The 25,450-nt window shown below is 75.8% G+C and carries 21 protein-coding genes, 1 tRNA gene and 1 riboswitch; of the genes, 14 read left to right on the top strand and 8 right to left on the bottom strand.

Features of this window, described 5'->3' with window-relative positions; translation table 11 throughout:
- On the top strand, nucleotides 1-917 hold a 917-nt coding region (locus tag ACFQ6N_RS03720), incomplete at its 5' end, for an NPCBM/NEW2 domain-containing protein (RefSeq protein WP_380646620.1).
- 54 nt (nucleotides 918-971) lie between these two features.
- Here ACFQ6N_RS03720 and ACFQ6N_RS03715 read toward each other — a convergent pair.
- The 3 genes from ACFQ6N_RS03715 to ACFQ6N_RS03705 all read right to left on the bottom strand — a co-directional run bounded on the left by ACFQ6N_RS03715 (nucleotide 972) and on the right by ACFQ6N_RS03705 (nucleotide 4,596).
- Nucleotides 972-1,676, bottom strand: coding sequence for a DsbA family oxidoreductase (locus ACFQ6N_RS03715; RefSeq protein ID WP_380646619.1), 705 nt, complete (start codon nucleotides 1,674-1,676; stop codon nucleotides 972-974).
- A gap of 96 nt (nucleotides 1,677-1,772) precedes the next feature.
- On the bottom strand, nucleotides 1,773-2,294 hold the full coding sequence (locus tag ACFQ6N_RS03710; RefSeq protein ID WP_380646618.1) for a universal stress protein: 522 nt from the start codon (nucleotides 2,292-2,294) through the stop codon (nucleotides 1,773-1,775).
- 112 nt (nucleotides 2,295-2,406) lie between these two features.
- Nucleotides 2,407-4,596, bottom strand: coding sequence for an asparagine synthase-related protein (locus tag ACFQ6N_RS03705; RefSeq protein WP_380646617.1), 2,190 nt, complete (start codon nucleotides 4,594-4,596; stop codon nucleotides 2,407-2,409).
- 816 nt (nucleotides 4,597-5,412) lie between these two features.
- Between ACFQ6N_RS03705 and ACFQ6N_RS03700 the strand changes: the two genes are divergently transcribed.
- From ACFQ6N_RS03700 to ACFQ6N_RS03670, 7 genes are all read left to right on the top strand, one after another.
- Nucleotides 5,413-6,840 carry an MFS transporter gene (locus tag ACFQ6N_RS03700; RefSeq protein WP_380646616.1) on the top strand — a complete coding sequence of 476 codons (1,428 nt, stop codon included), beginning with the start codon at nucleotides 5,413-5,415 and terminating at the stop codon, nucleotides 6,838-6,840.
- Between the two features lie 622 nt (nucleotides 6,841-7,462).
- Complete coding sequence (locus ACFQ6N_RS03695) at nucleotides 7,463-9,046, top strand: TROVE domain-containing protein (protein ID WP_380646615.1); 1,584 nt, start codon at nucleotides 7,463-7,465, stop codon at nucleotides 9,044-9,046.
- Between the two features lie 200 nt (nucleotides 9,047-9,246).
- Complete coding sequence (trmB, locus tag ACFQ6N_RS03690; RefSeq protein ID WP_380646629.1) at nucleotides 9,247-10,032, top strand: tRNA (guanosine(46)-N7)-methyltransferase TrmB; 786 nt, start codon at nucleotides 9,247-9,249, stop codon at nucleotides 10,030-10,032.
- Nucleotides 10,033-10,147: 115 nt separating this feature from the next.
- Nucleotides 10,148-11,566: a PrsW family intramembrane metalloprotease gene (locus ACFQ6N_RS03685; RefSeq protein WP_380646614.1), complete on the top strand. Its 1,419-nt coding sequence runs from the start codon at nucleotides 10,148-10,150 to the stop codon at nucleotides 11,564-11,566.
- A gap of 72 nt (nucleotides 11,567-11,638) precedes the next feature.
- Nucleotides 11,639-11,712, top strand: a tRNA-Met gene (locus ACFQ6N_RS03680).
- 195 nt (nucleotides 11,713-11,907) lie between these two features.
- On the top strand, nucleotides 11,908-12,693 hold the full coding sequence (locus tag ACFQ6N_RS03675; protein WP_380646613.1) for a hypothetical protein: 786 nt from the start codon (nucleotides 11,908-11,910) through the stop codon (nucleotides 12,691-12,693).
- Between the two features lie 443 nt (nucleotides 12,694-13,136).
- Nucleotides 13,137-14,270 carry a hypothetical protein gene (locus tag ACFQ6N_RS03670; RefSeq protein ID WP_380646612.1) on the top strand — a complete coding sequence of 378 codons (1,134 nt, stop codon included), beginning with the start codon at nucleotides 13,137-13,139 and terminating at the stop codon, nucleotides 14,268-14,270.
- Here ACFQ6N_RS03670 and ACFQ6N_RS03665 read toward each other — a convergent pair.
- The 4 genes from ACFQ6N_RS03665 to ACFQ6N_RS03650 all read right to left on the bottom strand — a co-directional run bounded on the left by ACFQ6N_RS03665 (nucleotide 14,267) and on the right by ACFQ6N_RS03650 (nucleotide 17,262).
- Nucleotides 14,267-14,752: a GNAT family N-acetyltransferase gene (locus ACFQ6N_RS03665; RefSeq protein WP_380646611.1), complete on the bottom strand. Its 486-nt coding sequence runs from the start codon at nucleotides 14,750-14,752 to the stop codon at nucleotides 14,267-14,269. The two genes, ACFQ6N_RS03670 and ACFQ6N_RS03665, sit on opposite strands and share 4 nt — an antisense overlap.
- Before the next feature lie 35 nt (nucleotides 14,753-14,787).
- Nucleotides 14,788-15,558: a class I SAM-dependent methyltransferase gene (locus ACFQ6N_RS03660; RefSeq protein WP_380646610.1), complete on the bottom strand. Its 771-nt coding sequence runs from the start codon at nucleotides 15,556-15,558 to the stop codon at nucleotides 14,788-14,790.
- 136 nt (nucleotides 15,559-15,694) lie between these two features.
- Complete coding sequence (locus tag ACFQ6N_RS03655; RefSeq protein WP_380646609.1) at nucleotides 15,695-16,435, bottom strand: sensor domain-containing protein; 741 nt, start codon at nucleotides 16,433-16,435, stop codon at nucleotides 15,695-15,697.
- A gap of 254 nt (nucleotides 16,436-16,689) precedes the next feature.
- The gene (locus tag ACFQ6N_RS03650) at nucleotides 16,690-17,262 is read right to left on the bottom strand and encodes a GNAT family N-acetyltransferase (protein ID WP_380646607.1); all 573 of its coding nucleotides are present in this window, start codon (nucleotides 17,260-17,262) and stop codon (nucleotides 16,690-16,692) included.
- A gap of 42 nt (nucleotides 17,263-17,304) precedes the next feature.
- Between ACFQ6N_RS03650 and ACFQ6N_RS03645 the strand changes: the two genes are divergently transcribed.
- Nucleotides 17,305-18,180, top strand: a complete 876-nt coding sequence (locus tag ACFQ6N_RS03645; RefSeq protein WP_380646606.1) for a hypothetical protein — start codon at nucleotides 17,305-17,307, stop codon at nucleotides 18,178-18,180.
- Between the two features lie 87 nt (nucleotides 18,181-18,267).
- On the opposite strand, the gene ACFQ6N_RS03640 is transcribed toward ACFQ6N_RS03645, so the two are convergent.
- Nucleotides 18,268-19,116, bottom strand: coding sequence for a M23 family metallopeptidase (locus ACFQ6N_RS03640; RefSeq protein WP_380646605.1), 849 nt, complete (start codon nucleotides 19,114-19,116; stop codon nucleotides 18,268-18,270).
- A gap of 12 nt (nucleotides 19,117-19,128) precedes the next feature.
- Nucleotides 19,129-19,287, bottom strand: a riboswitch (cyclic di-AMP (ydaO/yuaA leader).
- A gap of 209 nt (nucleotides 19,288-19,496) precedes the next feature.
- Between ACFQ6N_RS03640 and ACFQ6N_RS03635 the strand changes: the two genes are divergently transcribed.
- The 5 genes from ACFQ6N_RS03635 (at nucleotide 19,497) to ACFQ6N_RS03615 (ending at nucleotide 25,261) form a co-directional block, all read left to right on the top strand.
- Nucleotides 19,497-19,787 (top strand): YiaA/YiaB family inner membrane protein, encoded by a 291-nt coding sequence (locus ACFQ6N_RS03635; RefSeq protein ID WP_380646604.1) that lies wholly within the window; start codon nucleotides 19,497-19,499, stop codon nucleotides 19,785-19,787.
- 117 nt (nucleotides 19,788-19,904) lie between these two features.
- On the top strand, nucleotides 19,905-20,747 hold the full coding sequence (locus tag ACFQ6N_RS03630; protein WP_380646603.1) for an alpha/beta fold hydrolase: 843 nt from the start codon (nucleotides 19,905-19,907) through the stop codon (nucleotides 20,745-20,747).
- A gap of 148 nt (nucleotides 20,748-20,895) precedes the next feature.
- Nucleotides 20,896-21,462, top strand: coding sequence for a TetR/AcrR family transcriptional regulator (locus ACFQ6N_RS03625; protein WP_380646602.1), 567 nt, complete (start codon nucleotides 20,896-20,898; stop codon nucleotides 21,460-21,462).
- A 358-nt stretch (nucleotides 21,463-21,820) separates the two neighbouring features.
- Nucleotides 21,821-22,948 carry a PP2C family protein-serine/threonine phosphatase gene (locus tag ACFQ6N_RS03620; RefSeq protein WP_380646601.1) on the top strand — a complete coding sequence of 376 codons (1,128 nt, stop codon included), beginning with the start codon at nucleotides 21,821-21,823 and terminating at the stop codon, nucleotides 22,946-22,948.
- A gap of 6 nt (nucleotides 22,949-22,954) precedes the next feature.
- Nucleotides 22,955-25,261, top strand: coding sequence for a SpoIIE family protein phosphatase (locus ACFQ6N_RS03615; RefSeq protein ID WP_380646600.1), 2,307 nt, complete (start codon nucleotides 22,955-22,957; stop codon nucleotides 25,259-25,261).
- Nucleotides 25,262-25,450: the final 189 nt, after the last annotated feature.

Below are 25,450 nucleotides of genomic sequence, written 5' to 3'. Positions count from 1 at the left end.
GCCTCGGCACCGCCGCCAAGGCCGGGATCGCCGCCGCCGTCGCGGTGGCCGCGGCCGCCGTCGCGGCGTACGCGCTCACCGGCTCGCCCGAGCCGAAGCCCCCGGCGGCGGCTCCCCCCGTCGCCAGTGCCCCGGCCGTCGCCTCCCCGGCGCCCCCGGCGCCCGCCCCCGCGACGGCACCGGCACCGGAGCCCGCCGCTGCCGAGCCGGCCCCGGAGCAGCCCGCGACCTCCCCCGCCCCGAAGCCGTCCACCGCTCCCTCGCAGGCTCCGGCCGCCACCCAGGCGCCGAAGTCGGAGACGCCCGCGCCCAGCAGCCCGCCGGCCCCGAAGCCGACCGTCGCTCCCCCGGTCGTGCCGCTGCCGACGCTGCCGCCGGTCCCCACCCCCGACGTGCCGGTCGTCCCGACGCCCACCGTGCCGCCGGTGCCGACCCCGACGATCACCCCGCCGTCGCCGCCCGCGCCCAGTGACTTCTGGGCCGACTCGCTGCCCGTGCTCAAGCCCGGCAACAACCGGGTGCCGCCGGACGGGCCGAGCATCCGGCAGAAGGGCAGCGACAGCTTCTGGCAGCACGACGGCGGCTGGATCGGCGGCGGGTTCCACCCGCACGCCCTGACCGTGCGCGCCCCGGCCACCACGCTGATCGACCTCAACCGCACCTGTACGTCCTTCGACGCGGTCGCCGGGGTGGACGACGCCACGATCTCGCCGGGCGGGGTGGTCTTCTCCGTCCAGGGCGGCGACGGCAGCACCCTGTGGCGCTCCCGCACGCTCGCCGTCGGCGACGACGCGGTGCCGGTGCACGTGTCGCTGGCCGGGCAGAAGTCGATCCGGCTGGTGGTCACGCCGGCGCACGGGATCTGGTCGGCGCTGAACGTCGCGGACTGGGCCGAGGCCCGCTTCAGGTGTTCCTGAAACGGGCCTCGGGCGCCGGCTGAGGGGGCGGGGCCGGCGCCCGCGTCAGGCCGGTCAGATGGCGCAGGAGCCGTCCGCGCAGGCCTCGCCGGCCGGGGCGACCTGCACCGGGGCGGGCCGGCGCTCGCCGATCTCGGTGGCGACCTGGTCCAGCACCTTGCGGAAGGTCTCGGCGTCCTGGCCGCCCTGGACCGCCCACTTGCCCTCGAACACGAAGGTCGGGACGGCGCTGATGCCCAGCTCCCGGCCCTCGGCGAGCTGGGCCTCGACCTCGGCGGTGCCCTCGTCGCCCGCCAGGTAGGCGGTCACCCGGGCCCGGTCCAGGCCGGCCGCCACGGCGACGTCGGCCAGCGCGGCGCGGTCGCCGACGTCGACGCCGTCGGTGAAGTGCGCCTTGAGCAGCGCCTCCTTCAGCCGCCCCTGGGCCGCCGGACCGTACTCGGCCTCGGCGAGGTGCAGCAGGCGGTGGCCCAGGATGGTGTTGGCGTGCAGCGCGGCGTCGAAGTCGTAGGTGATGCCCTCGGCGCGGCCCAGCTCGGTCACCCGGTCGTCCATCGCCACGGACTGCGGGCCGTAGCGCTCGGCCAGCCAGGCCCGGTGCGGGCTCGCCGTCGCGGGGGCGTCCGGCACCAGCTGGTACGGGCGGTAGACGACCTCGACCTGCTCCTTGCCCGGGAAGTCGGCGAGGGCCTGCTCGAAGCGGCGCTTGCCGATGTAGCACCAGGGGCAGGCGATGTCGGACCAGATCTCGACCTTCATACGGGGGGCTCCAGAGGGCGTCTTGTCAGATGTGTACGAGATGGGTGAACGATGAACCATCTCGGTACATTCCCGGCACTCCCCCGACCTGCCGGTTCAGCCCGCGGGCGGCGCCGGGACCAGCAGCACCGGGCACGCCGCGTGGTGCACCACCGCCGAACTCACCGACCCCAGCAGCAGCCGGGCGAAGCCGCCGTTGCCCCGGGTGCCGACCACCAGCGTGTGCTGGCGGGTCGCCGCCTCCAGCAGCACCTCGATGACGTTGCCCAGCACGACGTGCAGCGACATCTCCCCGGCGTACGGGGCGGGGCGCTGCCGTTGCACGGCGGTCACCGAGCGGCGCAGCCCGTCCGCCGTGCTCTCGACCAGCGTCTCCACGCTCTCCTGCACCAGCTCCGCCATTCCCGGCGGGTAGCCGGCCGGTGCCGGGTTCACCACGGCGAGCACGTACAGCGGCAGCCCGAAGAGCTCGGCCTCCGTCATCGCCCGGTCCAGCGCCCACAGCGACCCGTCCGAACCGTCGCACGCCGCCAGCACGCCCGCCGGCCGGCCGGTCGGCGGCCGGCCCAGCACCGACAGCACGACGGGCACCTCGCGCCCCGCGCTCCCACCGGTCACCGCACGCCCTCCTCGCCCCGGATCCACACCCGGGCCATCATCGCCCGCCCCGCCGGGGACGTCGGCGCCACCGCGCCGTGTGGCGGTGCCGGGTCGCCGAGACCCCCGGGGGTCAGGAGGTCAGGGCCGGCGGCTGCGGGCGGGGCAGGCCGGTCCAGCAGGCGCCGTGGCGGCGGGCCCGGACCCGGCGGAGCCAGAGTTCGGTGGCGACGAGGTCGGCGAGGCCCGCGAGGGCGGAGGGGGAGAGCGGGGTGCCGGAGTCCGCGGAGCGGGCGAGGCCGGCCCGGACGGCGGGGAGGTCGATGAGGCCTGCTTCGGCGAGGAGGGGGGCGTCGAAGAGTTCGGCGAGGCCGTCGGCGGCGAGGCGCAGGCCGGCCCGGGCGGGGGCGGTGCGGTCGGGGCGGGGGCCGCGGCCCCAGTCGGGGGGCAGGTCGGTGCGGCCCGCGCCGGTGAGGACGGCGTGCAGGAGGGCGGGCCGGGCGCCGGGCTGGAGCCGGACGTCGTCGGGGAGCAGCCGGGCGGCGCGGACGACCTGGTTGTCGAGGAAGGGCGCGTGCAGCCGCTGGCCGGGTTGCTCGGCGGCGTGGACGAGCGTGCGGAAGGAGCGCGCCTGGCGGTAGAGGGCGTGCCGGGCGCGGTGTGCGCCGGGGTGTTCGTCGGGCGCCGGCCTGCGCGCCGCCAGGCGGAGCCGCAGGGCCACCGAGGAGAGCGCCTCGTCGGAGAGCCAGCGGGCGGCCGGGCCGGGCACGCACCAGGCGAGGTCGGCGGCCGAGCGGTGGCCCGCCGTCCCGCCGCCGTCCGGGACGTGGCGGGCGGTCAGCCTGGCGGCGGCCTCGTCCAGCGCATCGGCGTACCGGACCCGGGACAGCCGGTGGGCGGCCCGGAGCACGGTGAGCGGGGTGCGCAGCGCGCCGACCAGGACGCCTGCGACGGCCCGGTCGGCCCCGGCCAGGGCGGCGACCGGGGGCAGGAGCTCGCGCGGGCGGCCGGCCCGGATCAGGTCGGCGAGCCGGGCCGGGTGGCCGTCCAGGACCTGGCGGGCGCCGTAGCCGGTGAGGTGGTCGGTGCCGCCGGCGTCGAAGCGGGCCACCGCGCGGGCGGCGGCGACGAGTTCGGGCCCGGGTTCGTCGGTGAGCGGTCCGGCCTGCGGGTCGGGGCGGAGCCCGGCGTACGGGAGGGTGCCGGGGCCGGGGGCGAGCACGGTGTGCCGCAGTCGCGGGGTGTCGGGGGCGAGCGCGAGGGTGGCCTGGGGCTCGGTCTCGCCGAGCGTGACGGCGGCCAGCTGCTCGGGGGCGGCGGGTTCCCGGGCGGCGGTGCGGGCCCAGGAGCCCTTGACCGCGCCGTTCCTGGCCCCCCACTCGGCCCGGGCAGCCCCGGCGGCCCCAATGGGTCCGGCGGCTCCGGCGGCGGTCGGGACCGGTGGGGCCGGGGCGGCCGAGGCGGGTACCGGCGGCAGCGGCACGGCGGCGGCGAGCAGCGCGACGGTGGCGGAGGCCGTGCCGTACGAGAGGTCGACGCCGAGCCGGGCCCGTCCGGCGGCGCCGGCGGCCGGCCCGGTGGTGCGGACCCGGGAGCGGACCGACTCCAGCAGCGCGCGGGTGAGTTCACGGACGGCGGGTGCCTCGTCGCGGGGCTGCTCGGCGCCGATCGGGTCGTCGTAGGAGGACGGGTACGGGCGGCCGCCGCGGATGCCGAGCACCTGGCCGGGCGGCACCTGCTGGACGCCCAGGTACGGGGTGCCGGTGCCGAGCGCCTCGGGGGACTCGGGGCAGGCGAGGCGCGCGGCGAGGTGTCCGGTGTCCAGCGGGGCGCCGACCAGGTCGGCCAGCGGGAGGGCGGCGGTGGCGTACGCGGTGCCGCTGCCCCAGGGGGTGTGGAAGACGGGCTGGGCGCCGGCGAGGTCGGTGAGCAGCAGGGTGGAGCGGGTGCCGGAGCGCAGCACCGCGGTGTAGCTGCCGGGCCAGGCCGTCAGGTGGCGGACGGCGCCGCCGCGGGCGGCGGCGAGGCCCGCGGCGAGTTCGGCGTCGGTGGCGCCGCAGTGGCCGAGGACGGCGAGCCGGATGGTGGCGGGGGTGTCCTCGACCGGGTCGGGGGCGGTGGGGCCGGTGCTGACCAGGGCGGGGGCGCCGGGCCGGAGGGTGACCAGGCGGATCTCCTCGGGGCGCCAGTCGCCGACCGCCCAGAGCGGGTCGGGTCCGGTCCACAGCGGGCGCGCGGCGATCGGCGCGACCGTGCCGGGCGTCGCGTACCCGGGCGCTCCCGCTCGGGGCGCACCCGTGCACCAGCCCGTCAGCCACCGCATCGTGCCTCCACCGGACGAGGACCCGCACCCGCGCGGCGCGTTCGCCCCCGGCGGGCCGGTGGGGTGTGCCGTGGCGGCCCGCGCGCGTTCCGTCGCGTCCTCGCAGCTCGACGCGCCGTCAGGAGACATCGTGCCACCGCTCGGCGCCGTTGTGGCCGGTGTTTCCGGTTCCGGTCCGCCCGGCGGGCCCGCGATCGGTCGGCGGGCGGCCGCGCGGTCGGTCGTGCGGCCGGTCCTGCGATCGGTCGGCGGGCGGCAGGCTGCGCGTCGGCGGCGGGCCTGCGGTCCGTGACGGCGGCCCGTGGCGGCGGGCGACGCACCGGTGAACGGCCGGTGGAAACCGGGCGGGCCGGGCCTCCCCCTCCGTGGCCCGGGCCGCCCGCGGGCCGCCTTTGGCATGGGCATCGCGAGATGGCCGAAAGGCGTCGCCCAGCCCGGGAGGGCATCCGCATGCCCTCCCGGACTTCACCACCGCCCGCGGGGATTGAGGCGGCGGCGTCCCCCGGCCCGCCGGGTCCTCGACGGCGGGCCGACCCACGACCACCAGCGAATCGCCGACCAGCCGGTCGGGCCAGGGGGCACGGCCGGGCGCACGTGAACACAGGACCGGAGCACGACGCTCCGGGGCGCGGCACGGTCGGCCGGATCCGAGTGGTCCGGACCAACCCCCGTACGGCACCGGCGAGTGCGCGATCCCGCCATCCGGAATGCGACCTCTTAACCGTCGGAACGCGTCCGACTACTCTAGGTACAGCAGCTACGGCCCGGTGCCGCCCGGGCCCCGCGCACAAGGCCGCAGGAGGTGCCGCCGCCACCATGACCGTCAGCCCACGAGGACCGAACGAACGGCTCGGCACGCTCCTGACCCTGGCCCAGATCAGCAACGCCGGACTGGCCCGCCGGGTCAACGACCTCGGCGCCCAGCGCGGGCTGACCCTGCGGTACGACAAGACCTCGGTGGCCCGCTGGGTCAGCAAGGGCATGGTCCCGCAGGGGCCCGTCCCGCACCTGATCGCCACCGCGATCGGCGGCAAGCTCGGCCGGCCCGTCCCGCTGGAGGAGATCGGCCTGGGCGACACCGACCCGGCGCCCGAACTCGGCCTGGCCTTCCCGCGCGACGTCGCCGAGGCGGTCCGCTCCGCCACCGACCTCTGGCGGGTCGACCTCGACCTGCGCCGGGGCCCCGGCGGCGGCCGGTGGAGCGACAGCCTGGCCGGCACCTTCTCGGTCGCCGCCTACGCGACGCCCGTCTCCCGCTGGCTGATCACCCCGGCGGACGGCTCGGTGGCCCGCGAGGTGCCGCGCTCCCCCAGCGACACCTCCTCCTACCGGGTCGGCCACTCGGACGCGGCCAAGCTCCGCGAGGCCGCCCAGGAGGCCCGCCGCTGGGACTCCAAGTACGGCGGCGGGGACTGGCGTTCGTCGATGGTGCCGGAGTGCCTGCGGGTGGAGGCGGCACCGCTGCTGCTCGCCTCGTACAGCGACGCGGTCGGCCGGGCGCTGTTCGGCGCGACGGCCGAACTGACCCGGCTGGCCGGGTGGATGGCCTTCGACACCGGTCAGCACGAGGCCGCCCAGCGGTACTACATCCAGGCCCTGCGGCTCGCCCGGGCCGCCGCCGACGTGCCGCTCGGCGGCTACGTGCTGGCCTCGATGAGCCTCCAGGCGGGCTACCGGGGCTTCGCCGAGGAGGCGGTCGACCTCGCGCAGGCCGCGCTGGAGCGCAACCGGGGGCTGGCCACCGCCCGCACCATGAGCTTCTTCCACCTGGTGGAGGCCCGGGCCCAGGCGAAGGCCCGCAACGCGGCAGCGTGCGCGACGGCGCTCGGCGCCGCGGAGAGCGCGCTCGAACGGGCACGCGCCGGGGATCCCGATCCGGCGTGGATCGACTTCTACGCCTACGACCGGCTCGCCGCCGACGCCGCCGAGTGTTTCCGCGACCTCGGAGTGCCTTCCAAGGTCCGGCAGTTCACCCGCGAGGCGCTGGCCACGCCCACCGAGGGCTTCGTCCGCTCGCACGGCCTGCGACTGGTGGTCTCGGCGATGGCCGAGGCGGAGGCGGGCAACCTGGACGCCGCGGTCGCCGCCGGCGAACGCGCCGTCGAGGTGGCCGGCCGGATCTCCTCGCAGCGCAGCCGGGAGTACGTGCTGGAGATGCTGCGGCGCCTGGAGCCGTTCCAGGGCGAGCGCCGGGTACGGGAGTTGGCCGAGCGGGCGCGGGCGGTGATCGTCGCCCCGGCGTGACCGGCGGCGGGGCCCGGCCCGGACCGGCGCCCAGCGGCGTGGCCGGGCCGGGCCGGGCCGGGGCGGCCCGGGCTGACGGTAAATGAGGTGCGTCGGCGAAAGGGGCCTGGCTAAGGTCTCCCTTGTCCAGGTGCGCAGGCAGAGGTTACTTCCAACTCCCAATTGGGCAGGTCGCGGGTTCGAATCCCGTCACCGGCTTCGGCCGGTGTAGCTCAGTGGCCAGAGCAGCTTCGTCACCTCAGCCGTCCCCGATCTCTGGACACCCATACGTGAATAGTTCGACCGCACCTCCCGGTGCGACGGCAGCGGTTACTTCTGGTAGACGCCGGTTCTCCGGCGTAGCGGTTCGAGCCCGCGAAACACCGCCGCCGACCTGATCTCGGGAGGCAGCGCGCTCCGGAGTGCCCGGTGCGCAGGCGGGGGTTACTTCTGGATCTTGCGGTTCCGGGTTCGAGTCCCGGACGTGCCGTGCGCGAGTACGGCCGTTAGCTCAAGCGGTAGAGCACAAGGCATATACCTCCACCGACGTCGGCCGTCACCCGGCCGGCACGATCTCGGGCACCCCGCACCGCCGCATGCCTCCCTCCCGTCGACCACCCAGCACGCCGAGGGGGGCTGCAGCATGTCCCGATTCAACGTCCGTGTCCGCAAGGCCGAGGCGACCCCGAGTTCGCCGGTGACCACCACCGGACAGCGCACCGCCAACCACAACGGCGGCACCGGCTTCGTCCGGGACGGCAAGTCCGAGCTGTTCCTGCTCGCCGTGGCCAACATGGTCGGCAAGGACACCTTCTACGAGCGCGGCGGCGAGCGCGACGACCGCTACACCGCGCTGGTGCGCGAACTCGCCGTCACCGACCCGGAGTGGACGCTCGGCCTGCTGCGCTGGCTGCGCTACGGCGCCCACATGCGCACCGCCGCGCTGGTCGGTGCCGCCGAGTTCACCCGCGCCCGGCTGGACGCCGGCGCGCACGGGTACTCCCGGCAGGCCGTCGCCGCGGTGCTGCGGCGCGCCGACGAGCCCGGCGAGCTGCTCGCCTACTGGACCTCGCGCTACGGCCGGGCCCTGCCCAAGCCGCTCAAGCGCGGTGTCGCGGACGCCGTCGGCCGCCTCTACGACGCCCGCTCGCTGCTCAAGTACGACACCGCCGGCAAGGGCTACCGCTTCGGCGACGTGATCGAGCTGACCCACCCCTCGCCCGCCCCGGACAAGCCGTGGCAGGGCGCCCTGTTCGCGTACGCGCTGGACCGCCGGCACCGGCCGGACGAGGCCGTGCCGCCCGCGGCCGACCGGCTGCTGACCGCCAACCGCGAGCTGCTCGCACTGCCCGTCGAGGAGCGCCGGGCCGCGGTGACCGCCGAGGGCGGCGCCGAGCGGCTGGCCGCCGCCGGGCTGACCTGGGAGGCGCTGGCCGGCTGGCTGCAGGGGCCGCTGGACGCGCCGGCCTGGGAGGCGGTCATCCCGTCCATGGGCCCGATGGCGCTGGTCCGCAACCTGCGCAACTTCGACCGGGCCGGGGTGTCGGACGCGGTCGCGGCCGGGGTGTCGGCCCGGATCTCCGACAAGGGCGAGGTCCGGCGCTCCCGCCAGTTCCCGTTCCGCTACCTGTCCGCGTACCGGCACGCGCCGTCCCTGCGCTGGGGGCACGCGCTGGAGACCGCGCTCGGCCACTCGCTGGCCAATGTGCCGGAGCTGCCCGGCCGGACCCTGGTGCTGGTGGACCGCTCGGGCTCGATGTTCGACCGGTCCGGCGGCCCGACCGAGCTCAACCGGGCCGACTCGGCGGCGATCTTCGGCACCGCGCTGAAGGTCCGCGCCGCCGAGGCGGACCTGGTCGAATTCGGCTCCACCAGCCGGGTGGTCGAGGTCGGCCGGGGCGAGGCCGTGCTGCGGGTGCTGGACCGCTTCTCCAGCCTCGGCGGCACCAACACCGCCGACGCCGTCCGCGCCCACTACCGCGGCCACGACCGGGTCGTGATCGTCACCGACGAGCAGACCGGCCCGAACCACTGGAACGGCGATCCCATGGCCGCCGTCCCCGCCCACGTCCCCGTCTACACCTGGAACCTGGCCGGCTACGCCCCGGGCCACGGCCCCTCCGGCGGCGCCCACCGCCACACCTTCGGCGGCCTGAGTGACGCGGCCTTCCGTCTGATCCCCCTCCTGGAGGCCGGGGCGGACGCCCACTGGCCCTGGGAGGAGTGACGCCCCCGGCGGGGCGGTGAGCGGCCGGGAAGGAGTCCACGGGGGTGGTTCCTTCCCGGCCGCTCACCGTCCGCGCGCGGGCGACCGGACCGGCGGATGAGCCCGGTCACAGACCCTGCGGGAGTGCCCCGGCAGCCCCGTAGACTCGGGGGATTGTGACTGCCACCGCCCCGATCCCCCAGCCCTCGCCGTCCGCCCGGATGTCCGCCGCGCCGGCTGCCTACCCCGCGCCGATGTACCCGCACAAGGCCACCGAGGCCCAGCACCGGGAACACCGCATCCGCAGCTTCCAGCCGCGCCGGGGCCGGATGACCAACGCCCAGGCGAGCGCGCTGGACCGGAGCTGGGAGACGTACGGCATACCGATCGACGGCACCCCGCTCGACCCCCGGGAGCTGTTCGACGGGCTGCCGGTGACCCTGGAGATCGGCTTCGGCATGGGCGAGACCACCGCCGCGATGGCCGCCGCCGACCCTGCCACGGGCATCCTGGCCGCCGACGTGCACACCCCCGGCCACGGCAACCTGCTCGGCCTGCTGGAGCGCGACGGCTCCGCGAACGTGCGGACGGCCGCCGGCGACGCGGTGATCCTGCTGCGCGACATGCTCCCGGACGCCTCGCTGGCCGGCCTGCGGGTCTACTTCGCCGACCCGTGGCCCAAGCCCAAGCACCACAAGCGCCGGCTGGTCCAGCCCGCCTTCCTCGACCTCGTGCTGCCCCGGCTCGCCCCCGGCGCCCTGGTGCACTGCGCCACCGACTGGGAGCCGTACGCGGAGCAGATGCTGGCCGTGCTGTCCGACTCGCCGGAGCTGGAGAACCTGCACCCCGAGGGGGACGGGACCGGCTGGCTGGAGCCCGCCGACCACCCGGACGGCAGCATCCCCGGTTACGCACCGCGACCGGAGTGGCGACCGGTCACCAAGTTCGAACGGGCCGGGATCGCCAAGGGCCACGTGGTCCACGACCTGCTGTTCCGGCGCCGCTGACCCACCCGCCGCCGTTCGAACGGCGGCCGCGCGGCGACCGTACGGGCGGGCCCCGGCCCGACGGTTCGTCCCGAGTCCTCCCGGCGGGCGGCTGCCGTGGCCTACCCTGTGCCGCATGGGCAGCCCGTCCGGCGGCGGGCCCCGGCCGACCGTTCGGACGAATGTTCGGACGACCCTTCAGGCCGCCGCCGACGCACCGGAGACGGCCCCGCGCACCGGCGACACCCGGACCATCCCGGGGCCCCGGAAGCGCCGGGCCCGCCGCCTCCTGCCCGGGCCCGGCAGGCCGTCACCGTCGGACGCCCGCACCCCGGCCGCCGCGCCGGCGGCGTCCGCCCCTCCCGGCGGAACCGCCGCACCGGCCGTGCCGGGCGGGCCCGGGGCCCCCGGCGGGCCGCCCGGCCGCAGCCGCTCGGTGGCGCTCTCCTCCGTCTCCACCACCGCCGTGCTGGCCCTGATCGGCTGCGGGCTGCTGATCCTGCACCTGGTCCAGCGGCAGACCGGCACCGTCGGACTGCTGGTCGGCCTCGGCCTGGCGATGGTGCCGCTGCCGTTCGTGCTCGGCGGCCTGGCCTGGCTCAACCTCACCGCCCGGGTGCCGCTGCGGCACACCGTGTTCTGCCTCGGCTGGGGCGCCTGCGCCGCGACCACCGTCGCCATCCTCGCCAACAACTGGACGGCCAGTTACCTGACCAGGCACCGGGGCCCGCTCGGCGAACTGCTCGGCGCCGGGATCGCCACCCCGGTGATCGAGGAGACCGCCAAGGCCACCGCCCTGCTGGTGCTGCTGCTGCCGCTCGGCCGGCGGCTGCGCTGCCACGGCCGCCGCACCGGACGCCCCTGCGCGCCGCTGCTGCGCCGACTGCCCGCGCCCCGGAGCCCGCGCCCGTACCAGCGCCGCCCGGTCGGGCCGCACGCCCGGGGCCGGCTGCGGCTGCGCCCGTACCTGCGGCCGCTGCCCTACCTCCGCCCGGCGCCGCCCAACGGCCTTGCGCCGCACCGCCGTTCCCGGCCGCGCACGCTCGCCGCCGGGGTGGTGCTCGGCGGGATGACCGCGTGCGGCTTCGCCTTCACCGAGAACGCCCTCTACCTGGGCCGGGCCTTCACCAGCGACCAGCGCCAGCGGCTGGACAGCATCGGCCTCGGCGACCCGCCCAGCCTGCGCGACTTCGACAGCACCGTGCAGACCTTCGTCCTGCGCGCCCTGCTCTCCCCCTTCGCCCACCCGCTGTTCACCGCGCTCACCGGGATCGGCCTGGCCGTCGCGCTGACCACCGGGCGGCGCTGGCTGGCCCGGCTGGCGGCCCCGACCGGGCTGCTGCTGGCGATGGTGCTGCACGGCACCTGGAACGCCGCCGCCGACCTCGGCACGGACGGCTTCCTGGTGGTGTACGGCGTGCTGATGGTGCCCTGCTTCGTCGCACTGGTCTGCTTCGCGGCCTGGGCGAGGGCCCGCTCCGTCCGGCACCGCCCGGCCCGGCGGGCGGCGGGGGACGGACGGCGGCCCGCGGGGCGCTCCGTCGGGGCGGTCTGAGGCCGCGTGGGGAGGCCCCGGGAGAACGGATTTCCCATCTCGGCGACTTCCACGTACTGTTGTGTTTACCGACGCGGGGTGGAGCAGCTCGGTAGCTCGCTGGGCTCATAACCCAGAGGTCGCAGGTTCAAATCCTGTCCCCGCTACTCAGTAGCACGAAAGGCCCGGAGGACTCGTCCTCCGGGCCTTTCGCATTCCCCGGTGCGGGCGGAGCACGGTCCTGCCACAGAGCTGTAACAGCGGCCAGTCTGAAGATCGGCTGTCAGGCGCCTGAACCATACTGAGGAAAAATTCATCCGATTGGGGGGTGGCTCGGGCTGCTCCCGGACAGGAACCACCACATGCTGTCGAAGCGCCTGGTCAGCACCGCCGCGATCTGCCTCGTCCTGGCAGCCGGCACCGCCGCTTGCGGCGACAACAAGGGCGACGGCACGGGCGGCGACTCCAAGGCCGCCGCGCAGAAGCTCGACACCGACAAGCTCAGTGCCCAGGACATCGAGAAGCAGACCAAGGACGCCCTGGCCGGCGCCACCTCCCTCAAGCTGGTCGGCACCGTCCCCGGCGACGGGGGCGCCATGGAGATGAACCTGGCCATGGACAACAAGAGCCAGTGCACCGGCACCATGTCGATCCCGGGCCTGGGCAAGTTCGAGATCATCAGCGACGGCAAGACCTCGTACGTCAAGCCGGACAAGGCGTTCTGGACCACCATGGGCGGCCCGGACGGCGCCAAGGCCGCCGAGCTGTTCAAGGGCCGCTACCTGACCGGCTTCGAGAAGGACCCGGAGCTGGGCTCGCTCACCGGTGTCTGCAACCTCGCCGACTTCACCAAGAAGATCACCGAGGCGAACAGCAAGGGCAGCAAGGTCGAGAAGGGCTCCGCCGACACCGTGAACGGTGTGAAGACCTTCAGCCTCAAGGTCACCGACACCAAGGGCGAGGTCTCGACCATCCAGGTCGCCACCGAGGGCAAGCCCTACCCGGTCCGGGTCGAGCACACCGGCGCCAAGGACGGCAACGGCCGGGTCGACTTCAGCGACTTCGACAAGCCGCTGACCATCCAGGCCCCGCCGGCCGACAACACCATCGACTTCACCAAGTTCAAGGACCAGGTCAAGGCCGCGTGAGCCACGGCGCGGCCCCCGCCGGGCTCCGCGAATAATCCGTTGCCCGCCGGACGGTGGGCTGCCTATCGTGGCAGCAACACCGAAAGGAGGTGATCCTGAGTTGAGTACCTTCAGGATGCGTGAGGTGGCTGCTCGCTAGAGCCGCCCCTGCCTGCGCAGGGTGGGGCCACTGGCCTCCGGCAGGCGAAATCCACAGCAGTCACCCGGCCCGCAGGCTCACCGGTACATCCCCGGTGCCTCGGCGCCAGGCCAGTGCACGGGCCGGCGCCGAGGAGCAGCCTGCGGGCTGTCTGCATGTCTGCACGTTTGCGTGTCTGCGCGTCTGCGCGTCTGTCCCCCGTGCCGCAACCGGGGTGCGCCAGGGGCGTTTCCGAGGTGCGGCCCCGGCGCTAGAGTCTGCGCGGGGTTCCGGAGCGGAGCCGCGCGGGCACAGGGGGTAGGCGATGGCGAAGGCGCGACGGACGGGCGGCAGGTCCGCGCTGCGGACGGCGCAGTGGGGGGCGGCCGCCGTACTGGCCGGGACGGGGCTCCTCGGACTCCTGCTGTTCGCGCTCGGCCGGGACGGGGCCTGGCAGGCGCTGGGCGGCGGCCTGGTGGTGGCCGGGGCCTCGGCGGTGCTCGGCGGCGGCCTGGGCTTCCTGTTCGGGGTGCCCCGGGTGCGCGGCAACTCCGGCGAACCGCAGGGCTCGTACGTGCCGAACACCAATCTGGAGCAGGTCTCGGACTGGCTGACCAAGGTGCTGCTGGGCGTCGGGCTGACCCAGCTCGGCTCGCTCGGCGAGCGGCTGCACGGGCTCGGCACGACCCTGGCGCCCGCCCTCGGCGGGGGCGACGCGGCGGTGCCGTTCGCGGCGGCGCTGGTGCTGTACTTCCTGGTCTTCGGCTTCCTGGCGGGCTGGCTGGTGACCCGGCTCGCGCTGCCCCGGGTGCTCAACGACGCCGACCAGGCCCTGGACCTCTTCCTCGCCGGGCAGGACCGCGACCGGCACGGTGACAAGGTGGGCGCGGACGACCTGCGGGTCCGCGCGATGCAGCAGCTCGGGCTGCTGGGCGGCAGCGCCGAGCAACCCGGCGCGCTGGCCGGGCAGTTGCCGCCGTCCTCGGGTACGCCGGCCGGGCCGGACGGTGTGGTGGCCGAGGTCCGCTCGACCGCGCGCCGGTCGGCGCTGACCGCCGACCAGGTGCGCGGCCTCTTCGCGGCCGGCTCGGAGGGCCGGCGGATCCAGGCGCTCGCGCTGATGCAGGGCGACCCGGCGCTGGCGGACCTGGCGAGCGTGCTGGAGGCGATCGAGCACCCGCGCTCGGACTTCGAGCAGTACCACGCGCTGCTGGCGGCCCGGGGGTTGCTCTCCCGGCTGCCGGCCGCCGGGGCCCAGCTGCTGCGGGACACGGTGACGGCGCGGCTGGTCGACCCGCAGGGCATCCCGTACGGCTCGGACCGCAGCTGGCTGGCGGAGAAGATCCTCTCCCGGCTGCCGGTGCCGGCGCCGGCACCGGCCGTCGTCCCGGCACAGCCCGGCCCGCCGGGCGCGGCGGCTCCGGCGGCGCCCGCGCCCGCCGCAGGGGGCGACTCCTAGCCGGTGGGCCGGGCCCTGTCCGCCGGCCCCGAGTCCTGGACGGTGAAGCGCAGTTCGGGCCGGTCCCAGGTGATCCTGCCCGCGGCGGGGAAGACACCGACGCGTTCGGCGCCCACCCGGAGGTAGAAGCGCTCGGCGGGCGGGTTGGAGACCACCTTGACGGTGGTGATCCCGATCCGGCGGGCCAGCTCCAGCAGGTGCCCGATCAGCAGCCGGCCGGTGCCCCGCCCCTGGGCTTCGTCCGCGACGAACATCAGGTCCAGCTCGGCGGGTTCGCGGATCAGGGCGTAGAAGCCGAGCAGGCCGCCGGTGTCCGGGTCGGAGGCGAGGAACACCTCGTGGCGGGCCAGGTAGTCGGGCGTCACCCGGTAGCCGTCGATCATCGGCGCGTACTCGCCGCGGTAGGCGGAGCAGGCGTGGATCAGCTCGGTGAGCCGTTCGGCGTCGGCCGTTTCGGCACGCCGGATCATCGTCTCGGTCATGCCGGGAGTATAGGATCGCTAGGGGGTTTCGACCATTACATATCGGATGCGCGCCGGGCCTGCTCCCGGTGGCGGCGGCCGGCGGCCCGCAGCACCAGGACCCGGCGGAGGCAGCCGCCCCCGGCCGGGGGCAGACGGTGGACCTCGCTGGCGATCCGGCGCTCACCGAGGGCGTACCGCAGCCGGTCGAGGTGCCCGCAGCGCCGGCCGCGCCCGTCGCACAGCGGCTGGACGCGGACCTCGCCGTCCGGGGCGGTGACCCGGACCAGCTCGGCCAGGGCCGCCAACTGGCGCTCGGGGCCGAACAGTTCGGGGTAGGCGAAGAGCAGGTAGCCGCTCAGGGTGAGGGCGAAGGTGCCGTCCGCGAAGGGCAGTCGGGGCAGCGCGGCGGCCACGTACCGCTGCGGGTGCGCGGCCGAGTCGGCGGCGAACAGCCGGCGGGCGCGGTCCCAGCTGCGCAGGTAGCGCTCGGACCGGCCGGGGTCGTCGGGGCGGTCGGGCCGGTGCGCGGGGTAGAGGTGCGGGCGGGCGGCCATCGCGGCGGCCATCGCCGCCCGGGCGGCCCGGGCGCGGTCCGCGACCTCCGGCAGCGGCAGCGCGTACGCCGGGTCGACGGCGATCACCCGGCAGCCGAGCCCGCGCGCCTCGGCGGCCAGTCCGGCCGCGCCGCCCGGGCAGTCCAGCAGCGGCCCGGACAGGGCGGCGAGCCCCGCCCGGGTGAGGCCGAACAGGGCGCAGTACTCGTCGAGCGGGCGGGAGGTGACCAGGACGTCCGGGGGTGCGGGGGGAATGCCTGCGGCGGCCACCCGGTCATCCGAACACGCGTCGGCCCCGGCCGCATCCGGAGCACGGACGGGGCCGGGGCCGACGCAGGGGCCGAGGCAGGGGGCCAGGGGGTAGCGGACAGGGGCCAGGGACCGGACCCGGGCCGGGAAGGCCCGCTCAGCGGCCGAGCAGCCCCTGGGCGGCCGCCCGGTTGACGTTGGTCAGGCCGCGGACCAGCTGCGCGGTGAGGAACACCACCAGCACCCCGACCAGCGACAGCCCGGCGATCTGCCAGGTCCCCTCGATGAAGTACTCGTGCCGGACGTGGTGGCTGTCGGTGAAGTCGAACACCCGGTACCCGCGCCACGGGGTGTAGGTCGGGAAGACCCAGTGGTAGGCCGGGTAGAGCGCCATCAGCCAGCCGAGCAGCAGGAACACCAGCGTCACGGTGAAGCTGAAGATCGCCCAGGGGAACATCACCACCTGGTACAGCGCGGCCTTCCAGCCCGCCCCGTCCGCCAGCCGCGCGGTGACCGCGCCCCAGTTGCCCTGGCGGATCCGGCGCACCGCCTTCGGGCCGGGGACGTCCAGGGCCAGCATGCCGCGCACCCGGGCCCGCTCCAGCCGGCCGAAGCCGCGGCCGGCGGTGGTCAGGCCGGCCAGCACCGGCAGGCCGACGGCGGTGACGACGGTGGCGAGGCCGACGCAGAACAGGGTGATCGTGACGACGAAGCCGGCTATCGCCACCGGCAGGCCGCTGAACGCGTAGCCGATCTCGCGGTAGTAGTGCGCGGAGAACGGCGCCCGCCAGAAGGCCGGCGGCTGCTCGGTCCGGTGGGCCCGGACGGGGTGCGGGTCGTCGCCGCGACCGCCCAGGACGTCCCACTCGTCGTCCCGCATGCTTCGGCTGCTGCTCATGTCCCCGGCCCCCGGCCCCTCGTTCTGGCGTGTTCTGACGGTCGCCCGCGTTCGCTGACGACGTCCAGTCTGGCCGAGGGCCCAGGCCGGGGGGCATCCGGAGGCCTGGCGGATCGGGGGTGGGGTTAACCCCCGGGTCCGTTGCGGGCCCCGCCGCCCGGGGCGACACGGCCCTGGCGGGGCGACGCGGCCCTGGCGGGGCGGGCGGGGCGGCGCGGTCGGGGCGGCACTCGGCCCGGGCGGGCCGGAGGCGCTCAGCCGGCCGAGCCCGGCCACTCGTCGGCGAGCAGCGAGTAGAGGTACGAGTCGGACCAGACGCCGCCCTTGAGCTGGTCGTGCCGCGCCCGCCCCTCCAGCCGGAACCCGAGCCTGGTCAGCACCTTGACGGAGGCCGCGTTGTCCACGTCGACCCAGGCCGCCAGCCGGTGCACGTCCAGGCCGCGGAAGGCGAGGTCGCAGAGCAGGCCGGCGATCTCGCCCGCGTAGCCGAGCCCCCAGAACTCCCGGCCGAGGACGTAGCCGAGGTGGGCGGAGCGGTGCTTCCCGAGGGTGAGCGAGGCGTGCGCGATCGGCGTCGCGTCCGCCGGCTCCGCCGCGTCGGCGAGCCTGGTGACGGCGAGCCGGTAGGTGTCCCGCTCCCCGGCCATCGCCTCCTCCAGGTAGAGCTCCACCTGGTCGGCGCAGGTCTCCCGGTCGCGCGGCTCGAAGGGCAGGTAGCGGGTGACCTCCGGGTCGCCGAAGAGCGCGTGCAGCGCGTCCACGTCGCCGTCGGTGTGGTGGTACTCGCGGATGGCCAGCCGGGGGCCGGTGAGTCGTACGGGGACCATGGCTGCCGACCCTACCGGCACCCGGCGGCTACCGTTCGGACTATGAACGACGAAGACCTGCGGCTCGCCCCGCGCACCAGGGCCGCCGACCTGCTCGCCTGGGCGGACGGGCAGGACCGCGCTCCGGTGGCCGAGGGGCCGCTGCGCGCGGTCCTGGCGCTGCTGGAGCTGGGCGAGGGCAGGATGCACGACGGCTGGCCCGAACTGACCTCCGACGCGGTGGAGCACCTGCTGTACGAGCGGCTCCACCTGTACGTCCAACCCGCGCCCGAGGAGGACCCGCTCGCGTACGGCGACGCCGTCCGGCTGCTGGTCGACCACCAGCGGGCGGTCCGGCGGCTGAACGCCAAGCGCCAGGAGCGGCTGCACGCGGAGGCCGAGTGGCAGGGCGAGGTCGCGGCCGGGCTGCTGCGCCGCGCCGACCTGGTGACCTGGCCCCGGCTGTACGCGCTGCTGCTGCACGCGTACGGGGTGGACGTCGCGGACCCGGAGGCGGTGCGGGACTGGCTGGCCGGTTTCGGCGGGCTCGCCGAGGAGGAACGGCTGGCCGCGTTCGAGGCGCTGGCACCGGCGGGCTGGCTGGACGAGCCGGACGAGCGGGGCTGGGGGCCCGGCCGGGTGCTGTCGGTGGGCATGGCCACGGACGGCGCGCGCCGGCTGCTGGAGCAGGGCCTGATGCGGCGCAGCTACCGCAACCTGGCCGAGCTGACGGCGCTCGGGCGGCCGATGCCGGACGAACTGGCCGGGGACTTCGGGCGGTTCGAGGAGGCCGCGGTCGCCGTGGCGCTCGACCTGTTCGGGGAGTGGACGGTGCCCGGGCTGCCCCGGCTGCTGCTGGAGGAGTTCCCGGAGCTGGCGCCGGAGCCGGGCCAGGAGGAGATCGACGCGTACCTGGCGCAGTTGCCCGCCGAGGACTGAGGCGCAGCGGAGAGCCCTCGGCCGCGTGTGCGGCCGGGGGCTCTCGGGCTTCCGGGACTCTCAGGGCTTCGGGCTCCCGGGCCTTCGCTACGGGTTGAGGCCGCGCTGCTGGAGCCAGGGCTCCGGGTCGACCGGGGCGCCGCCGCCGGGGCGGACCTCCAGGTGCAGGTGCGGGCCGGTGACGTTGCCCGTCGCGCCGACCTTGCCGATCTGCTGGCCGGAGGTGACCTTGCCGGTGCCCTTGATGATCGAGGAGAGGTGGCAGTACCAGATCTCGGTGCCGTCGGGCAGCGTCTCGACGATCCGGTAGCCGTACGAACCGGACCAGCCGGCCGAGGTGATGGTGCCCTGGCCGAGCGCGTACACCGGGGTGCCGGTGTCGGCGGCGAAGTCCAGGCCGGTGTGCAGGTTGGCCCAGTAGCGGGCGCTCTGGCCGTAGTGGGCGGAGAGCCGGTAGTCCTTCACCGGGAGGGTGAGGGCGGCGGCCTGGGCCCGTTCGGCCTCCTCGGCGGCGCGCTTGGCCTCGGCCTCCTTGGCGGCGGCCTTGGCCTCGGCCTCCTGCGCGGCCTGCACCCGGGCGCTCTCCTCGGCGGCGGTGCGCTGGCTGTCGGCCTGCTGCTGGATGCGGGCGGCGAGGGCGAGGCCGGGGTCGGCGGCGAGGGCGACCGGGGTCTCGTCCGGGCTCTCGACGGCGGGGGCGGCGGCCGGGGTGGCCGAGGCGAAGCCGGTGGCGCCCAGGGTGGCGGCGACGGCGGTGACGCCGAGCAGTGGGGAGGCTCCGCGGGTCTGACGCGGCATCCGGTGGCGGTTGGTCTCGGCCTCGGGGCCGAGGAGTCCGGGGCCGTGGAACTCGGGGCCGTCCGTACCGGGGTGGTCGAGGAGCCGGGTACCGGCTGCGGGGCCGGCCGGGTGTGCCGGGGTGTGCGTCGACGCCACGGAGGCGCGCTCCTTTCCTTCCTTCGCGCCTACCGGGTTAGCTGACGGGTTCGGAGCAGGAAGGTCTCCTACGGCCGGGCCGGAGCCCCGCCGATTCACCCCAAGGAACGTGGTTCCCCGGCTCCCTGACCTGCCCGGAGGCCGGTCTGCGGGATTAGGCGACGGCGCACGGTGCCGTCTGGGTACGGCGTTGACGACCGCGCTGCGTTATCAAACGTTAATCCTAGGACGCCCTGATTCCAAGCCATCCGTCCGGGACGGCTGTGGAACACGTGATCGGACGTCAACGAACGACCCCTCACCGGGGCACCCGATCCGAGCACTCCATCTGAGTACTCCTACTCATGTGCGAGCCGCCCGCACGGCCGCATCCTGGCGCCATGAGCGCACCGATGCAGAACCGCACCACGGCCGCGTACTACATCCAGGCCATCCTCTCCTTCGCCCTCTCCGGCACCGCCCTCGCCGTCGGGATCGCCTACCTGCCGGTCGGCGGATGGACCCGGGCCTTCCTCGGGATCGGCCTCCTCTACACCGTCACCTCCGCGTTCACCCTGGCGAAGGTGATCCGGGACCGGCACGAGTCCAACGAGATCGTCAGCCGGGTCGACCAGGCCCGCCTGGAGAAGCTGCTGAGCGAGCACGACCCGTTCCGGGCGGACGGGGTCTGAGGCGCGCGCGGCCCGCCGTCGGTACCAGTGCTTGACGGCTAAGGCTATTAGCCTTAGCTTTATGGCTATCGGCAGTATTCGCCGATGCCCCGCAGCGGCGGACCGAGGAGGCCCACCATGAACGCCACCACCCCGAGCACCCGGTACCTGGACGTCCCCGGCGGACGGATCGCCTTCGACGACACCCGCCCGGACGACGGCACCCACCAGGGCGACGCCGCCCCCGTCGTCCTGCTCCCCGGGATGCTCGACAGCCGGGCCGCGTACCGGCACCTCCGCCCGCTGCTCACCGCCGCCGGCCACCGGGTCGTCACCATGGACCTGCGCGGCTTCGGCGAGTCCTCGATCGCCTGGGACGACTACGGCCCGGCCGCCCTCGCCGACGACGTCCTCGCCCTGCTCGACCACCTCGGCATCCCGCGCGCCGTCCTCGCCGGGAACTCCTACACCGGCGCCACCGTCGTCAAGGCCGCCGGGGACGCGCCGGAACGGGTCGCCGGGATCGTCCTGATCGACGCCTTCGTCGAGAACCCCGAACCGGGCGCCCTGATGCGCGGCGCCATGGGCCTGATGGGCGCGGCGCTCGTCCACTGGCCGGCCTTCTGGGGCTTCTACCTGCGCCGGATGGCCTTCCCCGGCGCCAAGCCCGCCGACTTCGACGGGTACGTCGACGGCCTGGTCGCCGCCCTGCGCACGCCCGGCCGCAAGACCGCCACCCGCGGGTACGTCGGCGGGGACTCCTCGCCGACCGGCTGGACGGCGGCCGTGCGGTGCCCGGCGCTGGTCGTCATGGGCAGCAAGGACCCCGACTTCCCGAAGCCGGAACTCGTCGCCGACCGGCAGGCCGCGGCGCTCGGCGCCCGCAAGGCGATGATCGAGGGGTCCGGCCACTACCCGATGGCCGACAACCCGCGGGCCACCGCCGACGCGCTGCTGCCCTTCCTCGCCGGACTCGCCTGAGCCGACCGCCCGCCCCCGGCCTCCCCAGCCCCGACCCGACACACCCCGACACGCCCGGCCCCCACACACCGACACGCCCGACCACTCGCCCCACCCCGACGCGCCAGACCGACGCCCCCCCCCGCTTCCGTACGGAGAGACCCGAACCATGCCCCGCGTAGGACTGACCCCCGACCAGGTCGTCGACCACGCCCTCGCCCTCATCGACGAACAGGGCGCCGACACCCTCACCCTGGCCGCGGTCGCCGCCCGGGCCGGCGTCGCCACCCCCTCCCTCTACAAGCACGTCAGCGGCGGGCTCGCCGAACTCCGGCGGCTGATCGCCGTCCGGGTCACCGACGAACTGGCCGACCGCCTCGCGGACGCCGCCGTCGGACGCAGCGGGGACGACGCGGTCGCCGCCGTCCTGCGCGCCTACCACGCGTACGCCACCGAGCGGCCCCACCGCTACACCGCCCTCCCGCAGGCCCCGCAGCCCGACGCCGACCTGACCGGGGCGGCCGCCAGGCTCGTCGGCGTGATCATCGCCGTCCTGCGCGAGTACGGCCTCGACGGCTCCGAGGCGGTCCACGCCGCCCGCACCGTCCGCTCCCTCGCCCACGGCTTCGCCTCCCTCACCGCCGCCGGCGCCTTCCAACTCGCCGAGGACCTCGCCACCACCCAGGACCGCCTGATCGCCACCCTCACCACCGGCCTGCGCAACTGGCCCGCGTAGGGCCCGTCTTCGATCGTCGGCGCGCGGGCATCGCAACGCGGAAGAGCAGAGGGGCCGCCTCCCGCCGGAGGCCGGGGCGCGGCGGCCCGCAGTCGGGGGGTTTCGACGACGGCCCCGGGCCCGCGACACCGGAAGTCGGGCCCGCCGACTTCCCGCGCCGCACCGGGCGCGGGGAGGCACGGGCGGCCCTGGGCGGGCCGGCGGCCGCCCGGGACCGGCGGCCGGGAAGCCGGGCCCGAAGGCTTCTCCCGCGCGCGGCGCCCCGCAGGTCGGCGGAGGGGCCCGGCCGCGGACGGGTTAGTGTGGCCGGTCTGATCGGTGGTCATGAGGGGACCGCCCCCGTGGCCGGAGGTCGTAGGTGCCCGCACTGGTAGCGAGGGCGCGCCGGTGGTACGGGCGGCTGCTGGACGGGGACATACGGGCCGGACGGCTGGCGCTGGGGGTGCTGCTCGGGGTGACGGCGGCACTGGGCGTGCTGCCGATCCTGCTGCCGTACGGGTGGCCGCCGTCGGCGCTGGTGCTGCCGGTGGTGGGCGGGGGCCTGGTGCTGCGGCGCGGCCAACTGCTGGTGCTGGTGTGCGTGGCGCTGGCGGGCAGCCTGCTGGGGGCGGCGGTGCAGGACCCGCACGGGGTGCGGCTGGGGGTGACGGTGGTCGTGGGCCTGACGGGCGCGACGGTGCTGGCGGCGAACCGGTTCCGGCACCGGCTGGGGCTGCGCGGCACCCAGGGCGACTCGATGCTGCTGGAGCTGGCCGAGCACAACCGCGCGCTGGCCCGGCTCCCGGAGCGGCTGCTGGACTGGCACTTCGACAGCGCGCTGGCCCCGGCCGGCGGCGCCTCGTTCTCCGGGGACTTCCTGCTGTGCGCGCACCGCCCGGAGGAGGACCTGCTGGAGCTGGTGCTGGTGGACGTGTCGGGCAAGGGCAGCCGGGCGGCCGCCCGGTCGACCCACCTGTCCGGTGCCTTCGCGATGCTGCTGGGCCGGGTCCCGCCGGAGGCGTTCCTGCCGGCCGCCAACGACCACCTGGTCCGGATGGGCTGGGAGGACGACTTCGCCACCGCCGTGCACCTGGCGCTGCACCCGGCGACCGGGCACTACCGGCTGTTCAACGCGGGCCACCCGCCGCCCGTGCGGTACTGCCGCCGCGACGGCTGGGAGCCGTCCGAGCACGGCGGCCCGGCGCTGGGCCTGGTGCCGGGCGCGCCGTACCCCGCGGTGTCCGGGCGGCTGCGGCACGGCGACTCACTGCTGCTGTTCAGCGACGGCCTGGTGGAGGTGCCCGGCCGGGACCTGGACGAGGGGGTGGGCCGGCTGCTGGCCGCCGCCGAGCCGGTGGTGCGCACGCACCGGACGCAGCAGCAGTCGGTGCGCGGCGCGGCCCGGCGGCTGGTGCACACGGTGGCGGAGCACGTCGCGGACGACCGGACCCTGGTGCTGGTGCGGCGGCTCGGTCATCAGTCACCGCCTGGGGAAATGGGGTATTAAGAATCAGTGCCCCCCTCCGAGGACGAGAACCGGCCGGCGGACCGGACGCAGGCGGCGGACCGGCCCCGGACCCCGGACCGGACCCCGCCGCCGCTCGGCGCCCCGACCACGCGCAGCGCGATGCGCTGCGTGCGCCTGCTGCTCGGCTGCACCAGCGCGGCCGAACTGCTCGGCACCGTGCTGGCCGAGGGCCCGGGGTGGATCACCGGCGAGGGTTCGGCGCTCTACCTGCTGGACTCCACCGGGATGCTCCGGCTGACCGCCTCGCACGGGCTGCCGGAGTGGGCGCACGAGCGCTACGGCGTGGTCGACCCGGACAGTGAGCTGCCCGCCGCGATCGCGCTGCGGCTGCGCCGCCCGTACCTGCTCGGTCCGGAGCACATCAGCGTCGACTACCCGAACCGGAACGCCGGCATGGGCACCGGGATGATCGCCGTGATCACCCTGCCGATGGTCGTGGACGAGCGGCCGGTCGGCGTCCTCGCGCTCGCGCTGGCCCACCGGGGCACCGTGCCCCGGCGCGACCTGGACGTCCTGGAGACCATCGCCGAGGCCTGCGGGCACCGGCTCTCCCACCTGCTCGACCACGCGGACGCCCGGCTGCCGCGGGACGCCCGCCCGCCGCACGGCGTCCGGTCGTCCGAGGGCCCGGCGGCGGGGACCGACGGGGCGGACGCGGGCCGGCCCGCCGGGCCGGCCCATCCGCTGCTGTCGCTCGCCGTCCGGGCGGCCGGGCACGGGGCCTTCGAGCGCGACCTGGTGACCGGGGAGAGCTACTGGGACATCGCGGCGTTCCGGGTCACCGGGCGGCCGGTCTCACCGGACGGCTCCGCCCCCGAGTTGGACCGCCTGGTCCACCCCGAGGACCTGCCGGACGTCCAGGCGGCGCTCGCCGAGGCGCTGGCCACCGGCGGGCACTACCGGATCGGCTACCGGGTGCTGCGCCGGGGCGGCCGGGTGGCGCGGGTCGAGGAGTCCGGCGAGGTGATGCTGGACGTGCACGGGCGGCCGGTGCGGATCGCCGGGCTGCTCGCGGACGTCGGGCACCGGGAGCGGCCGCCCGCCCAGGAGTCGGGCTCCCCCGCCGCCGCCCGGACGGCGCTGCTGCTGGCGCTGACCCGGGCGCTGTCGCGGGCGGTGACCGTGCGGGACGTCACCACCGCCGTCACCGACATCGCCCGCCCGGCGCTGGGCGCCGCCGGCATCGTCCTCGACCTGGTGGACGAGGGGCGACTGCTGCCCGTCTCGCACACCGTCTACGGGGGCCCGCGCCGCACCGAGCTCACCCGTCTGGCGGACCTGTCGGCGGACGTGATGCAGCGCTCGCTGACCCGGTCCGCCCCGCTGTTCAGCGAACCCTCCGCGGCCCGGGCCCGGCGCGACCCGCTCGCCCCGGCCGCCTGGGCGGTGCTGCCGCTGGTCGCTTCCGGGCAGCAGGTCGGCTCCTGCCTGATCACCTTCGCCGCCGAGCGGGCGTTCAGCCGCGAGGACCGCACCCTGTACTCGGCGTTCGCCGGCATCCTGGCGCAGTCCCTGGAGCGGGCCCGGCTGTACGACACCCACCACCACCGGGCCACCGAGCTGCAGCGGGCGATGCTCCCGCGCACCCTGCCCCGGCTGCCCGGGATCGCCAGCGCCGCCCGCTACCTGCCGAGCACCGAGGGCATGCAGATCGGCGGCGACTGGTACGACCTGCTGCGGCTGCCGGACGGCCGGATCGGGCTGGTGATCGGCGACGTCCAGGGCCACAACGCCGAGGCGACCGCCGTGATGGGCCAACTCCGCAGCGGCCTGCGGGCGTACGCGACGGACGGGCACGACCCGGCCGCCACCCTGGCCCGGACCAGCCGGCTGCTGTCCGAGCTGGACACCGAGCTGTTCGCGACCTGTCTCTACCTGACCCTGGACCCGGCCGGCGGCGAGCTGACGGCGGCCCGGGCCGGGCACCCGGCGCCGGTGCGGATCACCACCGGCGCCCGGGCCGTCGAGCTGGAGCTGCCGGGCGGGCCGCCGCTGGGCGTGGACCCGGAGCAGCCGTACCCGCTGGTGGTGGACCGGCTGGCGGCCGGGGAGACGCTGCTGGTGTACACCGACGGGCTGGTCGAGGACCGCGAGGAGGACTACGACGAGTCGGTGCAGCGGATGCTCGGCGGGCTCGAACTGTGGGCCCGTCAGGCCGGTCCCGGGCGGCTCGGCGCGGCGGCCTCGCTGGAGCGGCTGGCCGACCTGCTGACGCTGAACGTGACCGAGCGGCGGTCCCGGCCGGACGACGTGGCGCTGCTGCTCCTGCACCGGATGTCGCCCCTTCCGTAACACCCTGCGCACAGGCCCCACACATACCGGGACGCGATTCGGCCACCGGGCGCGGATCCGACCCGTCGCGGCCGGCCTCGCACGGTGGACCCGAGGCCTCGTCAGGCGTGGTGGTCGGGGTCGAACGAGTCCGGATTGAGGCCGGATTGACTGGATATTGACGAGATCCGGTCACTTGGCGAGATCCGT

This window comes from Kitasatospora sp. NPDC056446, assembly GCF_042796115.1.
Classification (GTDB): Bacteria; Actinomycetota; Actinomycetes; order Streptomycetales; family Streptomycetaceae; genus Kitasatospora.
Note: the sequence above shows the minus strand (reverse complement) of the source record. Positions and strands in the feature narration are given on the sequence as shown.

What these genes read in the sequence shown, in the direction of transcription:
- ACFQ6N_RS03650 (WP_380646607.1), bottom strand. Translation starts at nt 17,262, where the DNA reads ATGGTCCCCGTACGACTCACCGGCCCCCGGCTGGCCATCCGCGAGTAC.
- ACFQ6N_RS03685 (WP_380646614.1), top strand. Translation starts at nt 10,148, where the DNA reads ATGGGCAGCCCGTCCGGCGGCGGGCCCCGGCCGACCGTTCGGACGAAT.
- ACFQ6N_RS03700 (WP_380646616.1), top strand. Translation starts at nt 5,413, where the DNA reads ATGACCGTCAGCCCACGAGGACCGAACGAACGGCTCGGCACGCTCCTG.
- ACFQ6N_RS03625 (WP_380646602.1), top strand. Translation starts at nt 20,896, where the DNA reads ATGCCCCGCGTAGGACTGACCCCCGACCAGGTCGTCGACCACGCCCTC.
- ACFQ6N_RS03695 (WP_380646615.1), top strand. Translation starts at nt 7,463, where the DNA reads ATGTCCCGATTCAACGTCCGTGTCCGCAAGGCCGAGGCGACCCCGAGT.
- trmB (WP_380646629.1), top strand. Translation starts at nt 9,247, where the DNA reads ATGTCCGCCGCGCCGGCTGCCTACCCCGCGCCGATGTACCCGCACAAG.
- ACFQ6N_RS03630 (WP_380646603.1), top strand. Translation starts at nt 19,905, where the DNA reads ATGAACGCCACCACCCCGAGCACCCGGTACCTGGACGTCCCCGGCGGA.
- ACFQ6N_RS03635 (WP_380646604.1), top strand. Translation starts at nt 19,497, where the DNA reads ATGAGCGCACCGATGCAGAACCGCACCACGGCCGCGTACTACATCCAG.
- ACFQ6N_RS03705 (WP_380646617.1), bottom strand. Translation starts at nt 4,596, where the DNA reads ATGCGGTGGCTGACGGGCTGGTGCACGGGTGCGCCCCGAGCGGGAGCG.
- ACFQ6N_RS03665 (WP_380646611.1), bottom strand. Translation starts at nt 14,752, where the DNA reads ATGACCGAGACGATGATCCGGCGTGCCGAAACGGCCGACGCCGAACGG.
- ACFQ6N_RS03675 (WP_380646613.1), top strand. Translation starts at nt 11,908, where the DNA reads ATGCTGTCGAAGCGCCTGGTCAGCACCGCCGCGATCTGCCTCGTCCTG.
- ACFQ6N_RS03655 (WP_380646609.1), bottom strand. Translation starts at nt 16,435, where the DNA reads ATGAGCAGCAGCCGAAGCATGCGGGACGACGAGTGGGACGTCCTGGGC.
- ACFQ6N_RS03670 (WP_380646612.1), top strand. Translation starts at nt 13,137, where the DNA reads ATGGCGAAGGCGCGACGGACGGGCGGCAGGTCCGCGCTGCGGACGGCG.
- ACFQ6N_RS03645 (WP_380646606.1), top strand. Translation starts at nt 17,305, where the DNA reads ATGAACGACGAAGACCTGCGGCTCGCCCCGCGCACCAGGGCCGCCGAC.
- ACFQ6N_RS03715 (WP_380646619.1), bottom strand. Translation starts at nt 1,676, where the DNA reads ATGAAGGTCGAGATCTGGTCCGACATCGCCTGCCCCTGGTGCTACATC.